The organism is Rhizobium sp. 22-785-1 (assembly GCF_053521965.1).
The window spans coordinates 402,292-419,777 of the sequence record NZ_JBNWDI010000001.1 but is presented as its reverse complement, the minus strand read 5'-3'; the positions used below and the strand labels follow the sequence as shown (position 1 = coordinate 419,777).

The 17,486-nt window shown below is 56.3% G+C and carries 18 protein-coding genes and 1 pseudogene; 12 read left to right on the top strand and 7 right to left on the bottom strand.

Annotation, left to right across the window (positions count from 1 at the left end):
- Positions 1 to 76 precede the first annotated feature (76 nt).
- The 6 genes from secY (at position 77) to rplQ (ending at position 4,887) form a co-directional block, all read left to right on the top strand.
- Positions 77 to 1,417 (top strand): preprotein translocase subunit SecY, encoded by a 1,341-nt coding sequence (secY, locus tag ACQZ5M_RS01980; protein ID WP_296038467.1) that lies wholly within the window; start codon positions 77 to 79, stop codon positions 1,415 to 1,417.
- Entirely contained in the window at positions 1,414 to 2,028 is a 615-nt protein-coding gene (locus tag ACQZ5M_RS01975; RefSeq protein WP_449078975.1) for an adenylate kinase, read from the top strand. The genes secY and ACQZ5M_RS01975 overlap by 4 nt, the downstream gene beginning before the upstream one ends.
- A 224-nt stretch (positions 2,029 to 2,252) precedes the next feature.
- Positions 2,253 to 2,621: a 30S ribosomal protein S13 gene (gene rpsM, locus ACQZ5M_RS01970; RefSeq protein ID WP_113327213.1), complete on the top strand. Its 369-nt coding sequence runs from the start codon at positions 2,253 to 2,255 to the stop codon at positions 2,619 to 2,621.
- A 137-nt stretch (positions 2,622 to 2,758) separates the two neighbouring features.
- Entirely contained in the window at positions 2,759 to 3,148 is a 390-nt protein-coding gene (gene rpsK, locus ACQZ5M_RS01965) for a 30S ribosomal protein S11 (protein WP_296038463.1), read from the top strand.
- Positions 3,149 to 3,333: 185 nt separating this feature from the next.
- Entirely contained in the window at positions 3,334 to 4,344 is a 1,011-nt protein-coding gene (locus tag ACQZ5M_RS01960; RefSeq protein ID WP_003495228.1) for a DNA-directed RNA polymerase subunit alpha, read from the top strand.
- 117 nt (positions 4,345 to 4,461) lie between these two features.
- A complete protein-coding gene (rplQ, locus tag ACQZ5M_RS01955; protein WP_296038462.1) occupies positions 4,462 to 4,887 on the top strand; it encodes a 50S ribosomal protein L17 in 426 nt (141 codons plus the stop codon).
- 500 nt (positions 4,888 to 5,387) lie between these two features.
- Here the strand turns inward: rplQ and ACQZ5M_RS01950 are convergent, their stop codons facing one another.
- Together ACQZ5M_RS01950 and ACQZ5M_RS01945 are read right to left on the bottom strand one after the other, a co-directional pair.
- Positions 5,388 to 5,762: a hypothetical protein gene (locus ACQZ5M_RS01950; RefSeq protein ID WP_449078974.1), complete on the bottom strand. Its 375-nt coding sequence runs from the start codon at positions 5,760 to 5,762 to the stop codon at positions 5,388 to 5,390.
- A gap of 188 nt (positions 5,763 to 5,950) precedes the next feature.
- Positions 5,951 to 6,820: a DUF817 domain-containing protein gene (locus ACQZ5M_RS01945; protein WP_449078973.1), complete on the bottom strand. Its 870-nt coding sequence runs from the start codon at positions 6,818 to 6,820 to the stop codon at positions 5,951 to 5,953.
- A gap of 64 nt (positions 6,821 to 6,884) precedes the next feature.
- On the opposite strand from ACQZ5M_RS01945, the gene ACQZ5M_RS01940 reads away from it, so the two are divergent.
- Positions 6,885 to 7,295 (top strand): ribosomal maturation YjgA family protein, encoded by a 411-nt coding sequence (locus ACQZ5M_RS01940; protein WP_449078972.1) that lies wholly within the window; start codon positions 6,885 to 6,887, stop codon positions 7,293 to 7,295.
- Here ACQZ5M_RS01940 and msrQ read toward each other — a convergent pair.
- The 3 genes from msrQ to ACQZ5M_RS01925 all read right to left on the bottom strand — a co-directional run bounded on the left by msrQ (position 7,270) and on the right by ACQZ5M_RS01925 (position 9,531).
- Positions 7,270 to 7,926, bottom strand: a complete 657-nt coding sequence (gene msrQ / locus ACQZ5M_RS01935; RefSeq protein WP_449078971.1) for a protein-methionine-sulfoxide reductase heme-binding subunit MsrQ — start codon at positions 7,924 to 7,926, stop codon at positions 7,270 to 7,272. The two genes, ACQZ5M_RS01940 and msrQ, sit on opposite strands and share 26 nt — an antisense overlap.
- A 1-nt stretch (position 7,927) precedes the next feature.
- Positions 7,928 to 8,869, bottom strand: a complete 942-nt coding sequence (msrP, locus tag ACQZ5M_RS01930; protein WP_296075590.1) for a protein-methionine-sulfoxide reductase catalytic subunit MsrP — start codon at positions 8,867 to 8,869, stop codon at positions 7,928 to 7,930.
- Between the two features lie 188 nt (positions 8,870 to 9,057).
- Positions 9,058 to 9,531, bottom strand: coding sequence for a hypothetical protein (locus ACQZ5M_RS01925; protein ID WP_449078970.1), 474 nt, complete (start codon positions 9,529 to 9,531; stop codon positions 9,058 to 9,060).
- A 252-nt stretch (positions 9,532 to 9,783) separates the two neighbouring features.
- Between ACQZ5M_RS01925 and ilvD the strand changes: the two genes are divergently transcribed.
- Positions 9,784 to 11,619 carry a dihydroxy-acid dehydratase gene (gene ilvD / locus ACQZ5M_RS01920; RefSeq protein ID WP_296018921.1) on the top strand — a complete coding sequence of 612 codons (1,836 nt, stop codon included), beginning with the start codon at positions 9,784 to 9,786 and terminating at the stop codon, positions 11,617 to 11,619.
- Positions 11,620 to 11,756: 137 nt separating this feature from the next.
- Here ilvD and ACQZ5M_RS01915 read toward each other — a convergent pair.
- Positions 11,757 to 12,188, bottom strand: a pseudogene (locus ACQZ5M_RS01915) (GNAT family N-acetyltransferase); the annotation flags it as partial.
- A 188-nt stretch (positions 12,189 to 12,376) separates the two neighbouring features.
- Here ACQZ5M_RS01915 and ACQZ5M_RS01910 point away from each other — a divergent pair.
- Together ACQZ5M_RS01910 and ACQZ5M_RS01905 are read left to right on the top strand one after the other, a co-directional pair.
- Positions 12,377 to 13,054 (top strand): SDR family oxidoreductase, encoded by a 678-nt coding sequence (locus ACQZ5M_RS01910; protein WP_296075595.1) that lies wholly within the window; start codon positions 12,377 to 12,379, stop codon positions 13,052 to 13,054.
- Positions 13,055 to 13,215: 161 nt separating this feature from the next.
- Entirely contained in the window at positions 13,216 to 14,217 is a 1,002-nt protein-coding gene (locus ACQZ5M_RS01905; RefSeq protein ID WP_296075598.1) for a serine hydrolase domain-containing protein, read from the top strand.
- On the opposite strand, the gene ACQZ5M_RS01900 is transcribed toward ACQZ5M_RS01905, so the two are convergent.
- The gene (locus ACQZ5M_RS01900) at positions 14,214 to 14,567 is read right to left on the bottom strand and encodes a lysozyme inhibitor LprI family protein (RefSeq protein ID WP_449078969.1); all 354 of its coding nucleotides are present in this window, start codon (positions 14,565 to 14,567) and stop codon (positions 14,214 to 14,216) included. The genes ACQZ5M_RS01905 and ACQZ5M_RS01900 overlap by 4 nt on opposite strands.
- A 172-nt stretch (positions 14,568 to 14,739) precedes the next feature.
- Between ACQZ5M_RS01900 and ACQZ5M_RS01895 the strand changes: the two genes are divergently transcribed.
- Positions 14,740 to 16,146 carry a DegQ family serine endoprotease gene (locus ACQZ5M_RS01895; RefSeq protein WP_296075602.1) on the top strand — a complete coding sequence of 469 codons (1,407 nt, stop codon included), beginning with the start codon at positions 14,740 to 14,742 and terminating at the stop codon, positions 16,144 to 16,146.
- Complete coding sequence (locus ACQZ5M_RS01890) at positions 16,143 to 17,459, top strand: replication-associated recombination protein A (RefSeq protein WP_296075605.1); 1,317 nt, start codon at positions 16,143 to 16,145, stop codon at positions 17,457 to 17,459. Before ACQZ5M_RS01895 ends, ACQZ5M_RS01890 begins: the two co-directional genes overlap by 4 nt.
- Positions 17,460 to 17,486: the final 27 nt, after the last annotated feature.

Genomic DNA, 17,486 nt, shown 5'->3' with positions numbered 1-17,486 from the left:
TTGAACCAGTATCTTTATGGACCCTGCCGGAGACGCCGTTCACCGTGCTGCTGGACAGGGTCATGCGGAGAATTTTATGGCTTCAGCAGCGGAACAACTGGCCTCAAACCTGAATTTTTCGACCTTCGCCAAGGCTGAAGATCTGAAAAAGCGTCTCTGGTTTACCCTTGCCGCACTTCTCGTCTATCGTCTCGGCACGCATATTCCGCTTCCTGGTCTAAATCCGGAAGCCTATGCCCAGGCGTTTCGCGGTCAGGCGAATGGCATTCTCGGCCTCTTCAATATGTTTGCGGGTGGCGCTGTCGAGCGCATGGCGATCTTTGCGCTTGGCATCATGCCTTACATCTCCGCTTCGATTATCGTGCAGTTGATGACCTCGGTCGTTCCATCGCTCGAAGCGTTGAAGAAGGAAGGCGAAGCAGGCCGCAAGATCATCAACCAGTACACGCGCTACGGAACCGTGCTGCTTGGCACGCTGCAGGCTTACGGCATCGCCGTTGGTCTAGAGAGTGGTGCTGGCCTCGTTGTCGATCCGGGCTGGTTCTTCCGCGTTTCTACCGTCATCACGCTGCTCGGCGGCACGATGTTCCTGATGTGGCTTGGCGAGCAGATCACGTCTCGCGGTATCGGCAACGGTATCTCGCTGATCATCTTCGCTGGTATTGCTGCAGGCTTGCCGAAGGCTTTGGCCGGTACGCTTGAACTCGGTCGTACGGGTGCGTTGTCGACAACTCTGATCCTCACGGTCGTTATCGTCGCCATCCTGGTGATCGCGCTGATCGTCTTTGTTGAACGCGCCCAGCGCCGTCTCTTGATTCAATATCCGAAGCGTCAGGTCGGTAACCGCATGTTCCAGGGCGACACGTCGCACCTGCCGCTCAAGCTCAACACGGCTGGCGTTATTCCTGCGATCTTCGCGTCCTCGCTGTTGCTTCTGCCGGCAACGGCTGCGGGCTTTACCAACAGCACGAACCTTCCCGGCTGGGCGACGACGATCATCTCGTCCCTTCAGCACGGCCAGCCGCTCTTCATGCTGTTCTACGGCCTGTTGATCGCGTTCTTTGCCTTCTTCTACACGGCGATCGTGTTCAATCCGAAGGACACGGCCGACAATCTGAAAAAGCATGGCGGCTTCATTCCTGGCATTCGCCCTGGCGAGCGCACCGCAGAGTACATCGACTACGTGCTGACGCGCATCACGGTCGTCGGTGCAATTTATCTTGTCTTCGTCTGTATCCTTCCTGAGACACTTATTGCCCGTACAGGCATACCGTTAGCCCTTGGTGGTACTTCGCTTTTGATCGTAGTCAGTGTAACTCTGGATACTGTTGCGCAAATCCAGGGCCACCTGATTGCCCAGCAATATGAGGGGCTGATCAAGAAATCGAAACTGCGTGGAGGAAAGAGGGGACGATGAGACTGATATTTTTGGGACCGCCAGGTGCAGGCAAGGGAACACAGGCCAAGCGTTTGACGGACAAGTACGGCATTCCGCAGCTTTCCACCGGCGATATGCTGCGTGCGGCTGTGACTGCGGGAACGGACATCGGCAAGCGCGCCAAGGCGGTGATGGATGCCGGTGGTCTCGTGTCGGACGATATCGTCAACCAGATCGTTTCGGAGCGGATCGAGCAGGCTGACTGTGCGAAGGGCTTCATCCTCGATGGTTACCCGCGCACCGTGCCGCAAGCCAAGGCGCTGAGCGAAAACCTCCAGCAGAAGAACATTCAGCTGGATGCTGTCATCGAGCTCAAGGTAGACGAAGAGGCGCTGGTGCGCCGAATCGAAAACCGTGTGGCTGAGACGGTCGCGGCTGGTGATACGGTTCGTTCGGACGACAATCCCGAATCGTTCCGCAAGCGCCTCTCCGAATATCGTGAGAAGACAGCGCCGCTGTCCGAATACTACCGCGAGCAGGGTGAGCTCGTTGTACTGGACGGCATGGCGGATGTCGATGCGGTCACTGCCGCAATCGCGGGTGCCTTGGAAAAGGACAACAGCCCGGCAGCTTCTGCTGCGCGGATCTAAAGAATCTTGGCGGGGCCGGTTGCTTTTTTGAACCGATTCCGTTAAACACCGCGCCAACTCGCGACAACCCAAGCGACTGGCGCGGATTTTCCTTTAGGGAAGGAAAGTCCGGGTTCGGTCGTTTTGACTTGTGACGAACAGGAATTTGAACTGGCGGCAGCATCGTGCCGCTCAAATGGAAGCACCACTTGCCGGATGGCAACTGGAACGCAAGGAGAATAGACGTGGCACGTATCGCTGGCGTCAACATCCCGACGGCTAAGCGCGTTGTTATCGCTTTGACCTACATTCACGGGATCGGTCCGAAATTCGCGCAGGAAATCATGGACAAGGTTGGTCTCTCGGCCGACAAGCGCGTTCATCAGCTGACGGACGCCGAAGTCCTTCAGATCCGCGAAACGATCGACCGCGATTATCAGGTCGAGGGTGATCTTCGTCGCGAAACCGCGATGAACATCAAGCGCCTCATGGATCTTGGCTGCTACCGTGGCCTGCGCCACCGCCGTGGCCTTCCGGTTCGCGGTCAGCGCACGCACACCAACGCTCGTACCCGCAAGGGTCCGGCGAAGGCTATCGCGGGTAAGAAGAAGTAATTTTCCGTTCATACGGAAGAGAAGGCTGGTGCGAACCGCGCCAGCCTTTCTGAGTTTGGCGCAATGCTCGCAAGCGGGTTGCGTGCCGGTGTAGCCGCTGGTGTTACGGCGGTGAAGAGATCAATGAAAGGACTATCATGGCCAAGGAAGCCACACGCGTTCGCCGTCGCGAACGTAAAAATATCACGTCGGGTGTAGCGCACGTCAACTCGACCTTCAACAACACGATGATCACCATCACCGACGCGCAGGGCAACGCGATTGCCTGGTCGTCCGCTGGTGCCAAGGGCTTCAAGGGTTCGCGTAAGTCTACCCCGTTTGCTGCCCAGATCGCTGCTGAAGATTGCGCCAAGAAGGCTCAGGAACACGGCATGAAGTCGCTTGAGGTCGAGGTTTGCGGTCCTGGTTCGGGTCGTGAATCCGCACTTCGCGCTCTGCAGGCTGCTGGTTTCCTCATCACCTCCATCCGCGACGTGACGCCGATCCCGCATAACGGTTGCCGCCCGCGCAAGAAGCGCCGCGTCTAACGCGTTCTGTCTGGAGGTTCCGCCTTTCCATCGGTCTGGCGGAATTTTCGCGTAATCGGCGTGTGGTTGCCGGCGTGGCCGGTGTGCTTACGCTTGAAACCCTCCGATGAACCGTTTCGGTTCCTCTCGGTGATCATGCTCGGTCCGCCACGATTGAATGGTGGCGGCGAACGGAAGGTTTAAAGATGATTCAAAAGAATTGGCAGGAACTGATCAAGCCGAACAAGGTCGAGTTCACGTCCTCCAGCCGCACCAAGGCAACGCTGGTTGCCGAGCCGCTGGAACGTGGCTTCGGTCTCACGCTCGGCAACGCGCTTCGTCGCGTTCTCCTGTCGTCTCTGCGTGGCGCCGCTGTGACTGCCGTGCAGATTGACGGCGTTCTGCATGAATTCTCCTCCATCCCCGGCGTTCGGGAAGATGTGACGGACATTGTGCTCAATATCAAGGAAATCGCCATCAAGATGGACGGCGATGATTCCAAGCGCATGGTCGTGCGCAAGCAGGGCCCAGGTGCCGTTACCGCTGGCGATATCCAGACGGTTGGCGACATTGAGATACTAAACCCTGACCATGTTATCTGCACGCTCGACGATGGCGCTGAAATCCGGATGGAATTCACCGTCAACAACGGCAAGGGCTACGTGCCTGCAGAACGCAACCGCGCGGAAGATGCCCCGATCGGCCTCATCCCTGTGGACAGCCTTTATTCTCCGGTCAAGAAAGTGTCCTACAAGGTGGAAAACACCCGTGAAGGCCAGGTTCTCGACTATGACAAGCTGATCATGACGATCGAGACCAACGGTTCCGTATCCGGCGAAGATGCCGTTGCCTTCGCCGCTCGTATCCTTCAGGACCAGCTTGGCGTCTTCGTCAACTTCGACGAGCCGCAGAAGGAAGCTGAAGAAGAATCGGTTACGGAACTGGCGTTCAACCCGGCACTTCTCAAGAAGGTCGACGAGCTTGAGCTGTCCGTTCGTTCGGCAAATTGCCTGAAGAACGACAACATTGTCTACATCGGCGACCTGATCCAGAAGACGGAAGCCGAAATGCTTCGCACGCCAAACTTCGGTCGCAAGTCGCTCAACGAAATCAAGGAAGTTCTCGCTTCCATGGGTCTGCATCTCGGCATGGAAGTGCCAGCATGGCCGCCAGAGAACATCGAAGATCTCGCCAAGCGTTACGAAGACCAATATTAACAAAGAAAAGGCAGGCCCTTAAAGACTGCCTTTCCCCGTCAAACAGCAGACCAGTCGTCTGCATGTGCCAGGAAACGGCAGGACCGTATAGGAAACCTGCACTAAAGGAGAATAGCAATGCGCCACGGAAATTCAGGCCGCAAGCTCAATAGAACCGCCAGCCACCGCAAGGCAATGTTTGCCAACATGGCTGCTTCGCTCATTACTCATGAGCAGATCGTCACCACTCTGCCAAAGGCGAAGGAAATTCGCCCGATCGTAGAAAAGCTGGTTACGCTCGGCAAGCGCGGCGACCTGCACGCTCGTCGTCAGGCCATCTCGCAGATCAAGGATCAGGACGCTGTCCGTAAACTCTTTGACGCGATTGCAACCCGTTACGCGAACCGTAACGGCGGCTACATCCGCATCATGAAGGCTGGCTTCCGCCAGGGCGACAACGCAGCTCTGGCTGTCGTTGAGTTCGTTGAGCGCGACGTCGATGCCAAGGGCGCAGCCGACAAGGCTCGCGTGGCTGCTGAGACTGCTGCTGCTGAAGCTGCGTAAGCCTCACGCTTAAGCATGGACATCTAAAGAACCGGGTGAGCGATCACCCGGTTTTTTTATGTCTATTCATGCGTCCGATGGCAGTCAGCTGGGAACGCCGCGGATTATGGTGAGCGCTGTCTGCTGTATATATAGTTTCGTCCGGCGATCACTTGGTGGTGAGGTACCGCTGCGCGTCTGAAGTCGTAGAGCATGTTGCGCAAAGGTGTGGAGAGGTTTCACGATCAGGGAATGTGACCAACGAGGTGCTAAGCGTAGCGAGCGAACTGACGCCTCGTTCGAGACGGTAGGCGTATACGTCCTACGTCGCTCGCGGACCGATATAAGGGCCAAGATCGATGGCTAGGGGCGCCGCTACATTCCAGCGGGATTCGGCGAATGCGTGTCGTTTAAGAATCGTGAGTAGGTAGAGCCATGGACCGGTTCGTTTCCCATTCACAAAGCCCGAATTTATTTCGCGAAGCCGCTGTCGATCAGAGGCTGTTCAACAGACCGATGGGTTATAGCGTGTCCTGATAGCGCGTATCGCACTGCTGGACGAAGCGTTTCATGACTTCTGGCTCCTTGGCGAAGAGCACGGACATAGTGTCGACGTGCTTTTGCAGATAGGCCGATGCTTCTGCTTTTGTGCGCCTGTTTTCTTCAAACGACGATCTCGCTCTCGCCGCAAGCTTGTTGAACTTGCTGTCGTACTCAGCAGCTTTGGCTTGGATTTTGGGTGACTTACCGCTGTCCTTCAGTTCATGCGCGTTGATGATAAAAGTCGCGCTGCATTGAAACAGATAGTCCGTTTCCGATGGTCCGGGCTTGATGTTTGCTGCGAAAGCCGAGGATGCCGAGACGCTTGCCAAAAGCACGAGGACGCCGATACGCAACGCCGTTTCCTTTCCAAAAGAGAGGCAGACAAGTCGTGTTCATCACGACAGCCTTCACGACGTCATATCGCTTGCTGTCAGAGGACAGCCAATCATCAGAGTAAGCTTGTTGCCTGATGCTGTAAATGACGGCTTTTAGTACGATTTTTGGGGGAGTGTCGTTAACCAGTTCGACAGGTGGTGCCGAACTATTCGGGGATAAAAATCCTATGCTTGATGTGTTTCAAATGGGCGACGATGGTGAAGGTCATGATGACGAGAAGAGACCAAGAGCTCCATTTGCCGAGGCTGACTGCAGACCAAGCCCCAAGCTGGCTTGGGTAGCTCCAGATTGCGAAGAATGTCGAAATATTTTCCGCAAGCCAAACGAAGAAGCCGATGAGAATGAAGGAGAGCAAAAGCGGCATCTCCCGATCCTGGTCATAGGGCCGGTAGGTGACAGCGGTCCGGGAATATAAGCCAAGAGCACAGGCGGCGATATACCAGCGATAATCCCCTATGAAGTGATGGGTGAAGAAGTTGGCATAGATCGCAAGCGCTATCAGCGTTGCCATCCAATAGGGCGGGTGATGCCGGATTCTGAGATCGAACAGCCTCCAAGCCTGAATGATATAGCTGCCGACTGCGGCATACATGAAGCCGGAAAACAGCGGCACGCCATAAATCTTGCTGTATGCGAAGTCCTGGTAAGACCAGGACTGGATGGCGCTGGACGTCTTGAATAGTTCCAGGGCGAAGCCGACGATGTGGAACAGAAAGATCGCCTTGGCTTCATCGAGTGTTTCTAGTTTGCTCCAAATCATGAATATCTGGATGCCCAACGCAATGACGAGCAGAACATCGTAACGCGGAAGCCCAAAGAGGCCCGTGCGAGGTACCAGAAAGATCGACAGGAAGAACAGCCCCGCAAACATGCAGGCTCTGGCATTCTTGATGCCGAAATAGAGAAACTCGACAATGAAGCGCCCGGTGCCGCTCAGACTTCCCCAGGGTCGCGCATCACAAAGATAGTTATCCAGAAACGATAGGCGGCTGGTTGGAAACGTTGCATCGGTCATCAAAGCAGGTGTCCCAGTTTGCCGACCGTTTGAGGTGGCGACAGAATCGACGTAAAGCGCGACGATGACAATCGATAGTGGCAAATTTTATGCGTCACGCCTGTTGCTTTTTCTGGCCTACATTCTGGTCATTTTGACGGGGCTTGCGCTGCGGCGCTATGGCTATGCGATCGGGCTCACGTTTCCCGTCGTCAAATATGGCGGCTCCGTTTTGTGGGGCGCGATGGCTTACCTGCTGATCGCGACGCTATTGGCCCGGCACAGAACGCCCCGTTTCGTTGTGGTCACGGCCTGTTGTATCGCCATTGCCGTTGAGTTGCTCCGGCTGGTGCATTTCACCGCGCTGGACGCCTTCCGTGACACGGCTGCCGGCACCTTGCTGCTGGGCCGTGTCTTCTCACTTTGGAATATCGTTTGCTATCTGACTGGCATCGTGGTCGCGGCACGGATCATGAGGTGGTTCGTGAGACATTAGCAGCTCTCTGTGCCCTACGGCGCGCCATGATGGTCGGCCGGATCAGGCGGTAGCCGAGCAGAACGACAGCGAGCGTGATGTAAAAGATCGGCTCCAATGTCAGACTTTTGCGCGCCAGAACGAAATGTAAAACGGCGACGATCAGCACCGAATAAGCTAGTTTGTGGAGCGTATTCCAGCGGGAACCAAGCCTACGGATGGACCAGCGATTAGAAGTCAGCGCCAGTGGAATGAGCATGGCTAACCCTGCCATGCCAAGCATGATGTACGGACGTTTAAGAATATCTCCGATGATGGAGCTGAAGATAAGTCCTCGGTCTAGTGTCAGATAGACTGCGAAGTGGGCCAGCACGTAATAGAATGCCAGCAAGCCCAATGCGCGGCGATAGGCGATAAGGTTGATATTGAACAGGTCACGCAATGGCGTGACGATCAATCCAAGGCACAGAAACCTTAGAGCCCATATGCCAAGCAGGTGCTCGAAATCCTTCACGGGATTGAAGCCGAGCCCCCCTGTCGCAGCGAGGTAGAAATACCAGAGGCCTGGACAGAGGCCAAGGATGTAAAGCGCCCAAATGGCAGCGGGCTGATAGCGTTTGGGGAGCGATGGCAAGGGCAGGGCAAATGCCATGTCAGTAATTCGCCTTCAGATCCATGCCGGTATAGAGGCTTGCAACCTCTTCATAGCCATTGAACATCAAGGTCGGGCGGTTCTTCACGCTGAAGAAGCCGCCTTCACCAATGCGCTGCTCCGTCGCCTGGCTCCAGCGCGGGTGATCGACGTTGGGATTGACGTTGGAATAAAATCCGTATTCGCGCGCGTTGGAGTTCTTCCAGGTTGTTTCCGGCTGCTTTTCTACCAGCGAAATCCGCACGATGGATTTGATACCCTTGAAGCCGTATTTCCATGGCACGACGAGGCGGATCGGCGCGCCGTTCTGATTGGGCAACGTCTCACCATAAAGGCCAACCGCGAGGATCGTGAGCGGGTGGCGCGCTTCATCAAGCCGCAAGCCCTCGACGTAAGGCCAGTTCAGCGGCTGGAAGAGACCGCTTTGGCCTGGCATCTCATCCGGACGAACCACGGTTTCGAAGGCGACGAATTTGGCACTGCCGAGTGGCTCCACCTTGTCTAGGAGGGCCGCAAGAGGAAAGCCGATCCAAGGGATCGCCATGGACCACCCCTCGACGCAGCGCATGCGGTACGGGCGCTCCTCAAGATCGAACTTCATCAACTCTTCAAGACCGAATTCCTTCGGCTTGCCGACGAGGCCATCGACCTTCACCGTCCAGGGCGTCGGTTTGAACTTTCCGGAGTTCTCCTTCGGATCGGATTTACCGACGCCGAATTCGTAAAAGTTATTGTAGCTTGTGACAGCATCGAGCGGCGTCAGTTGTTCATCCAGCCTATAGGCACCGGGCTTTGCCGTCAGCGGTGCTGCCATCGCCTCTCGACCTGTTAGCCCAATAGCGGCGAGCCCGGCTGCCGTACCGAGAAAGCCACGTCTGGAGAGATAGATATCGCGCGGCGTGATTTCGCTGGAGGCGATACGGGGAGGGCGATAGACGGCCATGGAAATCTCCTGAGAAACAGGTGCTGCACGGAATGTGCAGGGTGAGGCAGGTTCTTATGATATGATCCCGATTTACGGCAAACAACAGATGTCGGTTCACCAATCGCGCGAAAGTGAAAGACCAGTCGGCACACTCGGACGTGCCAAGACAGGATGGCGCCTCAGCTGTCAGAAAGTTGCGATGTTATTCAGATCGGTGGACGTTGGCTCGGCCCGGTTGGTTCAGTCATAACCGATATGCTGCCTATCGTGGTGTGCGGCCGCTGAAAAAGATAATGCCGGCCCACGCCGGATTCGCCGTCGATGAGATCGAAGGTTTGGTGCCCGCGGAAATTGATCGTTCCAATGCCCAGGGGAAACGAACAGGGCGATGCGCAATCGACAGTCAATCTGTTTGCCTGGCGATCGTCTCTCTGACGCAAAACGACAGTTACTTTTATTCCAATGTCAGGTCTGGAAATGACCACGCATTCTACCTCCTTCTCGCAGATCGATTCCGCGATCAGAGGCTCTGGTGAGGCATCGAGCAGGACAGCGATCTGCACGTGCCGTCCCTTTGTCTCCTCTGCTTGAGCGGCGCTGAAGAGAGCAACAAGGAAGGTTGGCGCCATGCGGATTACTCGTAGTCTGTGAGGGTGTACCAGCCAATTCTTCACGATCATCGGACATCCTCAAGCCGGGATTTCATTCATAGAACTATCAATACACGCTAAGACATGCGATGCGATAGTGTGATCGCGTCAGATTTAAATAACAAGTTGCGTACCGTACCGCACCGTACTGTTTTGCCGCAAGGTGACAGTGACAGCCGTTGGCGAATGGAGTAGAAGACGCCTCAGATTTTAAGCGGGCAGGGCGCGTTGATGTGCCTGGGAGATATGCCCGCGAGTTTGAGAGAACCGAGGAATAACGAGATGCCTGTCTATCGCTCCAGAACGACAACCCATGGCCGCAACATGGCGGGTGCGCGTGGCCTTTGGCGCGCCACCGGTATGAAAGATGGCGATTTTGGCAAGCCAATTATTGCGGTGGTCAACTCCTTCACCCAGTTCGTTCCGGGTCACGTCCACTTGAAAGACCTTGGTCAGCTCGTGGCCCGCGAGATCGAGGCGGCTGGCGGTGTTGCCAAGGAGTTCAACACGATTGCCGTCGATGACGGCATCGCCATGGGTCACGATGGTATGCTCTACTCGCTGCCATCGCGCGAAATCATCGCGGACTCAGTCGAGTATATGGTCAATGCGCATTGCGCCGACGCCATGGTCTGCATTTCCAACTGCGACAAGATCACGCCCGGTATGCTGAATGCCGCTATGCGCCTCAATATCCCGGCTGTCTTCGTTTCCGGTGGTCCCATGGAGGCGGGCAAGGTCGTTCTGCACGGCAAGACCGTTGCACTCGATCTGGTAGATGCCATGGTCGCGGCTGCCGACGACAAGGTGTCCGATGAGGACGTCAAGATCATCGAGCGCTCGGCCTGCCCAACCTGCGGGTCCTGCTCCGGCATGTTTACCGCCAACTCGATGAACTGTCTGACCGAAGCGCTTGGCTTGTCTTTACCCGGCAATGGCTCAACGCTCGCGACTCATTCGGATCGCAAGCGTCTGTTCGTCGAAGCCGGTCATCTCATCGTCGATCTGGCGCGCCGCTATTACGAGCAGGACGACGAAACTGTTCTGCCGCGCACCATTGCCTCCAAAGCTGCTTTCGAGAATGCCATGTCGCTCGATATTGCCATGGGCGGTTCCACCAACACCGTTCTGCACATTCTGGCGGCGGCGCACGAAGGTGGAGTCGACTTCACCATGGAAGACATCGACCGTCTGTCACGCAAGGTTCCTTGCCTCTCCAAGGTCGCGCCTGCAAAGCAGGACGTGCATATGGAAGACGTGCATCGCGCCGGCGGCATCATGCGCATCCTGGGTGAGCTCGACCGCGGCGGCCTGATCAATCGCGATTGCCCTACAGTGCATGAACCCACGCTTGGCGATGCCATCGACCGTTGGGATATCACTCGCACCAACTCCGAAACCGTGCGCGAGTTCTTCAAGGCTGCACCAGGCGGCGTTCCGACACAGGTTGCTTTCAGCCAGTCGTCTCGCTGGGACGATCTCGACACTGACAGCGAAAACGGCGTCATCCGCTCCGTCGAGAAACCGTTCTCTAAAGATGGCGGTCTTGCCGTGCTGTATGGCAATATTGCGCTGGATGGCTGCATCGTGAAGACGGCGGGCGTCGACGAGAGTATTTTGAAGTTCAACGGAACGGCTGTCGTTTACGAGAGCCAGGACGCGGCGGTGAAGGGTATTCTGTCCAACGAGGTCAAGGCTGGCGACGTCGTCGTGATCCGTTATGAAGGCCCGAAGGGTGGTCCTGGTATGCAGGAGATGCTCTATCCGACAAGCTACCTCAAGTCGAAGGGGCTGGGTAAGGCCTGCGCTCTGATTACCGATGGTCGCTTCTCTGGCGGCACGTCTGGACTTTCCATTGGCCACGCTTCTCCAGAAGCGGCACAAGGTGGTGCTATTGGTCTGGTGCGCCAAGGCGATCCGATTGAGATCGACATCCCGAACCGGACGATCAATCTCAAGGTGTCGGATGCCGAACTTGCAGCGCGTCGCGCGGAGCAGGATCAGCTTGGCTGGAAGCCCGCAGAATTCCGCAAACGCAATGTTACGACTGCGCTGAAGGCTTATGCAGCCTTTGCTTCGAGCGCGGACAAGGGTGCAGTTCGCATTCTTCCTGAGTGAGTTTGCGCTCTGCATCCTCCGAGTTCATTGGAAAACGCTCTAAAGAGGGCGTTTTTTCCATTTTTTACAACATGTTGAAAGTCGTCGTTGCAAGATCGAGTTAGGTCACAGTGACCCTTTTGTAAGCTTTGGTTGATTTAAGCGTCTTCCCATCTATGTCGGTCAAGCTTGTAACGGATGAGAGACATGACTTTGCTTCGCTCGCAACAGAAGGCGCTCGCGATCCTGTCCTCTTGAAACCCCAGCTTCCTCAAGATGGGGTGAGATACCTTGCTGTCGGCGATCAAGCTGGCATGAAGCGCTTCGACCTTTAAGCGCTGAAACGCATGATCTATGATAAACGTGTGCCGCACAGGCGTAACCTTTGCCCAGGCGCTGCGGGCCAGCCAATCTCCAAACTCACCAGAGATGCCAATCAGGCCGATGATCTGCCCGCTCTCGATAGCCCAAACCGGACGCTTCTTTTTCAGAATCCTTGAGATCAGTCGCCGAGATTCCACGGCGGTGAAAGGCATTGTGGTCTTGAGAAGGTTGCGGGTACTGAGAGTATCGTTGGTGATCCGCGCGAGCCTTGCTGTATCTCAAATTTTGAGCGGTCGCAGCAACAGGCGTTCTGATGTCAGTACGGCAGGTTTCTTGGTGGCATTGTTCATCCGTCCCATGATGCGCGAGCCTTCGCCAGGTTCAACCCCGGTGTCAACATCGGAACAACCTGGCTATCGCAAACGTTGCCGCACGACATGGTAGGGAGAACATTATGAAGCGCGCAGTTGTGACCGGCGGCGGTGGCCTGATCGGAACCAGTATCATCGAGGCTTTGTTGGAAGCCGGCTGGACGGTCGCGTCTTTCGATGTGAAGGAAACCAAGACGGCGGCTTGCCATATTTTGTGCGATGTGGGCAATGAAACCTCTGTGCTTGCCGCTTTCGATCAGCTTGGTTGGAAGGGGCTTGAGTTGCTGGTCAACAATGCTGGTATCGCGAGTCCCGTGAACGGGCCGATCCATGAGCTCTCACTTTCAGACTGGCGGAAAGTGACCGACAGCCATTTGACTGGCGCTTTCCTGATGACGAGGTCCGCCGTGCCTTTGATGGGAGAGGGTGCCAGCATTGTTAATATGGCTTCGACGCGCGCCTTCATGTCCGAGCCTGAAACTGAGGCCTATGCTGCGTCCAAGGGCGGTCTCGTTGCTCTAACCCACGCGCTGGCCGTCAGCCTTGGACCGAAGATCCGCGTCAATGCCATCGCGCCAGGGTGGATAACGGATGAAACCGATCTGCGTAAGAAAGACGAGGCGCAGCATCCGGTAGGCCGCGTTGGTCGGCCAAAAGATATAGCTGATGGCGTGCTCTATCTCACTGGCGCTGGCTTTATGACCGGGCAGGTTCTCGTCCTGGATGGCGGCATGACGCGGAAGATGATTTACGAAGAGTAGACGTGGCGTTCCTTCGAATGTTGAATCAAGACGCTGATGTTTTCATTTCGGAAATCACTCAAACGCGTTGTTCGCAGAATCTTTTTCTCGAGCAAAGTTTCGCAGGTCACAAGGTGGTGATGCCGCTTCCTTTGGCTGTGCGAGGGCCTACCTAGACACGTATGAAACGTCGCACAGTACTCGCAGTCTTCGCCACCCTACCTTTCGCCACCAAAGTGTCCGCGCAATCCTCTGATGTGCGCAAAGAACTCGATCCTGTCCTGGATGGGTCTGGTTCACTCCAGACGCTGAAAACTGTAATCGTCAGCGTCGATGGCAAAGAAGTTGCGTCGCGCGCCTATAATGGTGCGGCGCTTAACGGGTCGACGAATATAAAGTCGGCTTCGAAGTCTATCGTCTCAGCTCTTGTCGGCATGGCGATTGATCGCAAAATACTGGAAGGTGCGGATCAGCTGATCGCTTCTGTGCTGCGGGCGGACTTTCCCGCGAATTCCGATCCGAGACTTGAGCGCGTTACCATCGGCAATCTACTGTCAATGCAGGCGGGTCTGGCTCGAATGTCCGGCCCCAACTACGGCCGTTGGGTCGCAAGCCGCAATTGGGTCCGCACCGCCCTCGGCTCTGGCTTCGACGGTGAGCCGGGCGGGACCATGCTCTATTCCACCGCCTCGACTCATCTTCTCTCGGCAATCCTGACTAAAGCCTCTGGCCGCTCCACGCTCTCGCTGGCACGCGATTGGTTCAAGCCGCTGGAGGGTTTTTCCATTGGAAGCTGGGAGCGAGATCCTCAGGGGATTTATCTTGGAGGTAACCAGATGGCGATGACGGCGCGCTCGTTGCTTGCTTTTGGAGAGCTTTATCGGCGTGGCGGTAGAACTAAAGATGGTCAGCGACTTCTATCGCAAAGCTGGATTGATCAGTCATGGACGCAGAGGACCAATTCAGTTTTCAATGGCGACGGATACGGTTATTGCTGGTTCATCAAAGAAATGGCGGGTAAGAAGGTTTATTATGCCTGGGGTTATGGCGGGCAGATGCTCTATATCGTTCCGTCGAAGGCGCTATCTGTCGTTATGACATCCCGAGAAGACGCGCCCTCGGCGCGCACCGGTTACCGGGATGCCCTGCATGCGTTGATGACGGATATCATCGAGACAGTTTAAAGCGGGCGGTTGATGCTTTGGAACGCTTCGCCGAGTTTCACCATGCGCTCGTCATAGGCTTTAGTCAGGCAGGCGACATCGGCTTCGCAGGTCTGTCGGTGTTTCAACCATTCGGCCTGTTCGGTTTTTAGCGTATCGCGGGCTCCCATGGCCATGAGCTGCGTTAGAATATCGAAGGTCGTGGCCATCTTCACGTCTTGATCGTTCAGAGCGCGATTTTCGCAGATCGCTTTTTCATCTGCTGCGAGATCGGCCTTGCCGCAATCGAAGCTTGCAGCGCCGACGGGCGATCCGTGCGAGTAAGACGCGCAAACAATAAACATGGCCAGTGCGTGTTTTCGAAACTGCATTTTTCTTTCTCTTTTTTGATCAAATCTTGGCGGATAAATTCTCAGACCTGCAAACCAGTTCCACAGAAAGTAAAGCTGTCGCTCGCAAAGCCACATGTCATGATATTGCCGCCGTTTGATTTATAGGCTGAGACGCTATAACTGCATCCTATTGATGAAGATGAGGAATCACATGCAGCGCGTGTTGAAATTCATGGCCCACGGCTTTCTGGCGGCGTTGCTTCTGGCGCCGTTCAGTGCACAGGCACAGGACGCCAAGGCAGTGCCGTCGAGCCGCACTGAAATGCAGCTGTCCTTTGCGCCGCTGGTCAAGCGTACTTCCGGAGCGGTGGTCAATGTCTATGCCGAGCGCATCGTTCAGCGCCGCGTTTCGCCCTTTGCCGGTGATCCATTTTTTGAACAGTTTTTCGGGCAGCAATTGCCAAACCGTACGGAAAAGCAATCCTCGCTCGGCTCTGGTGTGATCGTTTCCGCCAGCGGTCTGGTGGTTACGAACAACCACGTCATCGAGGGGGCCGATGATATCAAAGTGGCGTTGGCGGATGGTCGTGAGTTTTCTTCGAAGGTTCTGCTAAAAGATGACCGCGTCGATCTTGCCGTGCTGCAAATCGATGCGAAGGAGCAGTTCCCCGTGCTGCCGCTTGGCAACTCGGACGCGACCGAAGTGGGTGATCTGGTACTGGCGATCGGCAATCCGTTCGGTGTTGGCCAGACCGTCACCAGCGGTATCGTGTCGGCGCTAGCGCGCAATCAGGTGACCCAGGGCGATTTCGGCTTCTTCATTCAGACGGATGCATCGATCAACCCGGGCAATTCCGGCGGCGCGCTGATGAATATGAATGGCGAGTTGATCGGCATCAACACCGCCATCTTTTCGCGCGGCGGTGGCTCCAACGGTATCGGTTTCGCCATTCCGGCCAATCTCGTCAAGGTGTTCCTTGCCTCGGCTGAAAAGGGCGACAAGAGCTTCCAGCGGCCTTATGTTGGTGCGACATTCGACCCGGTGACATCCGAAGTTGCCGAGGCTCTCGGACTGAAGCGCGCACGCGGCGCTCTCGTCGTCAGCGTAGTGAAGGGCGGGCCCGCTGAAAAAGCGGGTATCGAGCCTGGTCAAGTGGTCACTGCGGTCAACGATATCGAGGTAGAGCATCCAGACGCGCTGGGTTATCGTCTGACAACAGCAGGAATAGGCAAGTCCGCGAAGATCACGCTAATCGACAAGGGCAAGGAAAAGACCGTCACCATCGCGCTCGACACTGCGCCGGAAACCGCACCGCGTGACGAGCGTCTGCTGGAAGGCCGCAATCCATTCGCGGGTGCGACGGTCGCCAATCTCTCGCCGAAGCTTGCCGACGAATTGCGCATGGTCGCCACGACCACCGGCGTTGTCATCGTCGATGTCGCTCGGGGCTCGCCCGCTGCGCGCGTCGGCTTTCAGCCGAAGGACATTATCGTGTCACTGAACGGCGCGGACATTACATCCAGTGCCCAAATGGAAGAAGCGTTGCACGACAATCCCGGCTTCTGGCGTCTGGAAATCATTCGTGACGGTCAGCGTTTGCGGCAGTTCCTGCGATGAGTGGAGACCTCTTTGCACCCCAGGTTCCAGCCGAGGTCGCCAATCGGCGGCCTTTGGCGGATCGGCTACGCCCAACGACGATTGCGCAGGTCACGGGCCAGCCGCATCTGACGGGTGAAGAGGGCGTTCTGCGTCGCATGATCGAGAGCGGTTCGCTCGGCTCGATGATCTTCTGGGGGCCGCCGGGAACTGGCAAGACGACCGTGGCTCGGCTGCTCTCCGGCGAGGCGGGGCTTGCATTCGAACAGATTTCGGCGATCTTTTCCGGTGTTGCCGATCTCAAGAAAGTGTTCGAGGCGGCGCGTGCGCGTCGAATGAACGGGCGGCAGACGCTGCTCTTCGTGGACGAAATCCATCGCTTCAATCGCGCCCAGCAGGACAGTTTTCTGCCGGTCATGGAAGATGGCACCATCATTCTCGTCGGAGCAACGACGGAAAATCCATCCTTCGAGCTTAACGCCGCTCTTTTGTCGCGGGCACGCGTCCTCACTTTCAAGTCGCATGATGAGGAAAGCCTCCTTGAACTCTTGAACCGTGCCGAACAAACGGAAGCTAAACCGCTGCCGCTTGACGATGATGCCAGGCTGTCGCTGCTTCGCATGGCGGATGGCGATGGGCGTGCGGTTCTAACGCTTGCCGAAGAAGTCTGGCGTGCGGCAAGGGCAGGCGAAGTCTTCGATACCGAAGGTCTCACCCGCATCGTCCAGCGCCGCGCTCCGGTCTACGACAAAAGTCAGGATGGGCATTACAATCTGATTTCTGCCCTGCACAAATCCGTGCGTGGTTCCGATCCGGACGCTGCGCTCTACTATCTGGCACGCATGCTCGACGCTGGTGAAGATCCCCTTTATCTCGGCCGGCGGCTGGTCCGCATGGCGGTGGAGGATATTGGCCTTGCCGATCCGCAGGCGCTTGTCATCTGCAATGCCGCCAAAGATGCGTATGATTACCTCGGCTCGCCCGAAGGCGAGCTTGCGCTTGCGCAGGCATGCGTCTATCTGGCGACAGCACCGAAATCCAATGCTGTCTATACTGCTTACAAGAGCGCTATGCGGGCAGCCAAGGAAAATGGCTCATTGCTGCCGCCCAAGCATATTCTCAATGCGCCGACCAAGCTGATGAAGGGCGAGGGCTATGGCGATGGCTATCGCTATGACCATGACGAGCCGGATGCTTTCTCGGGCCAGGATTATTTTCCCGAAAAGATGGGGCGCACAACATTTTACGATCCGCCTGATCGCGGTTTTGAGCGAGACATTCGAAAACGTTTGGACTGGTGGTCGAAGCTTCGGCGGGACCGTAACCCCCGCTAAAGCGCGAGTGTCCCGTCTCGGGGTATG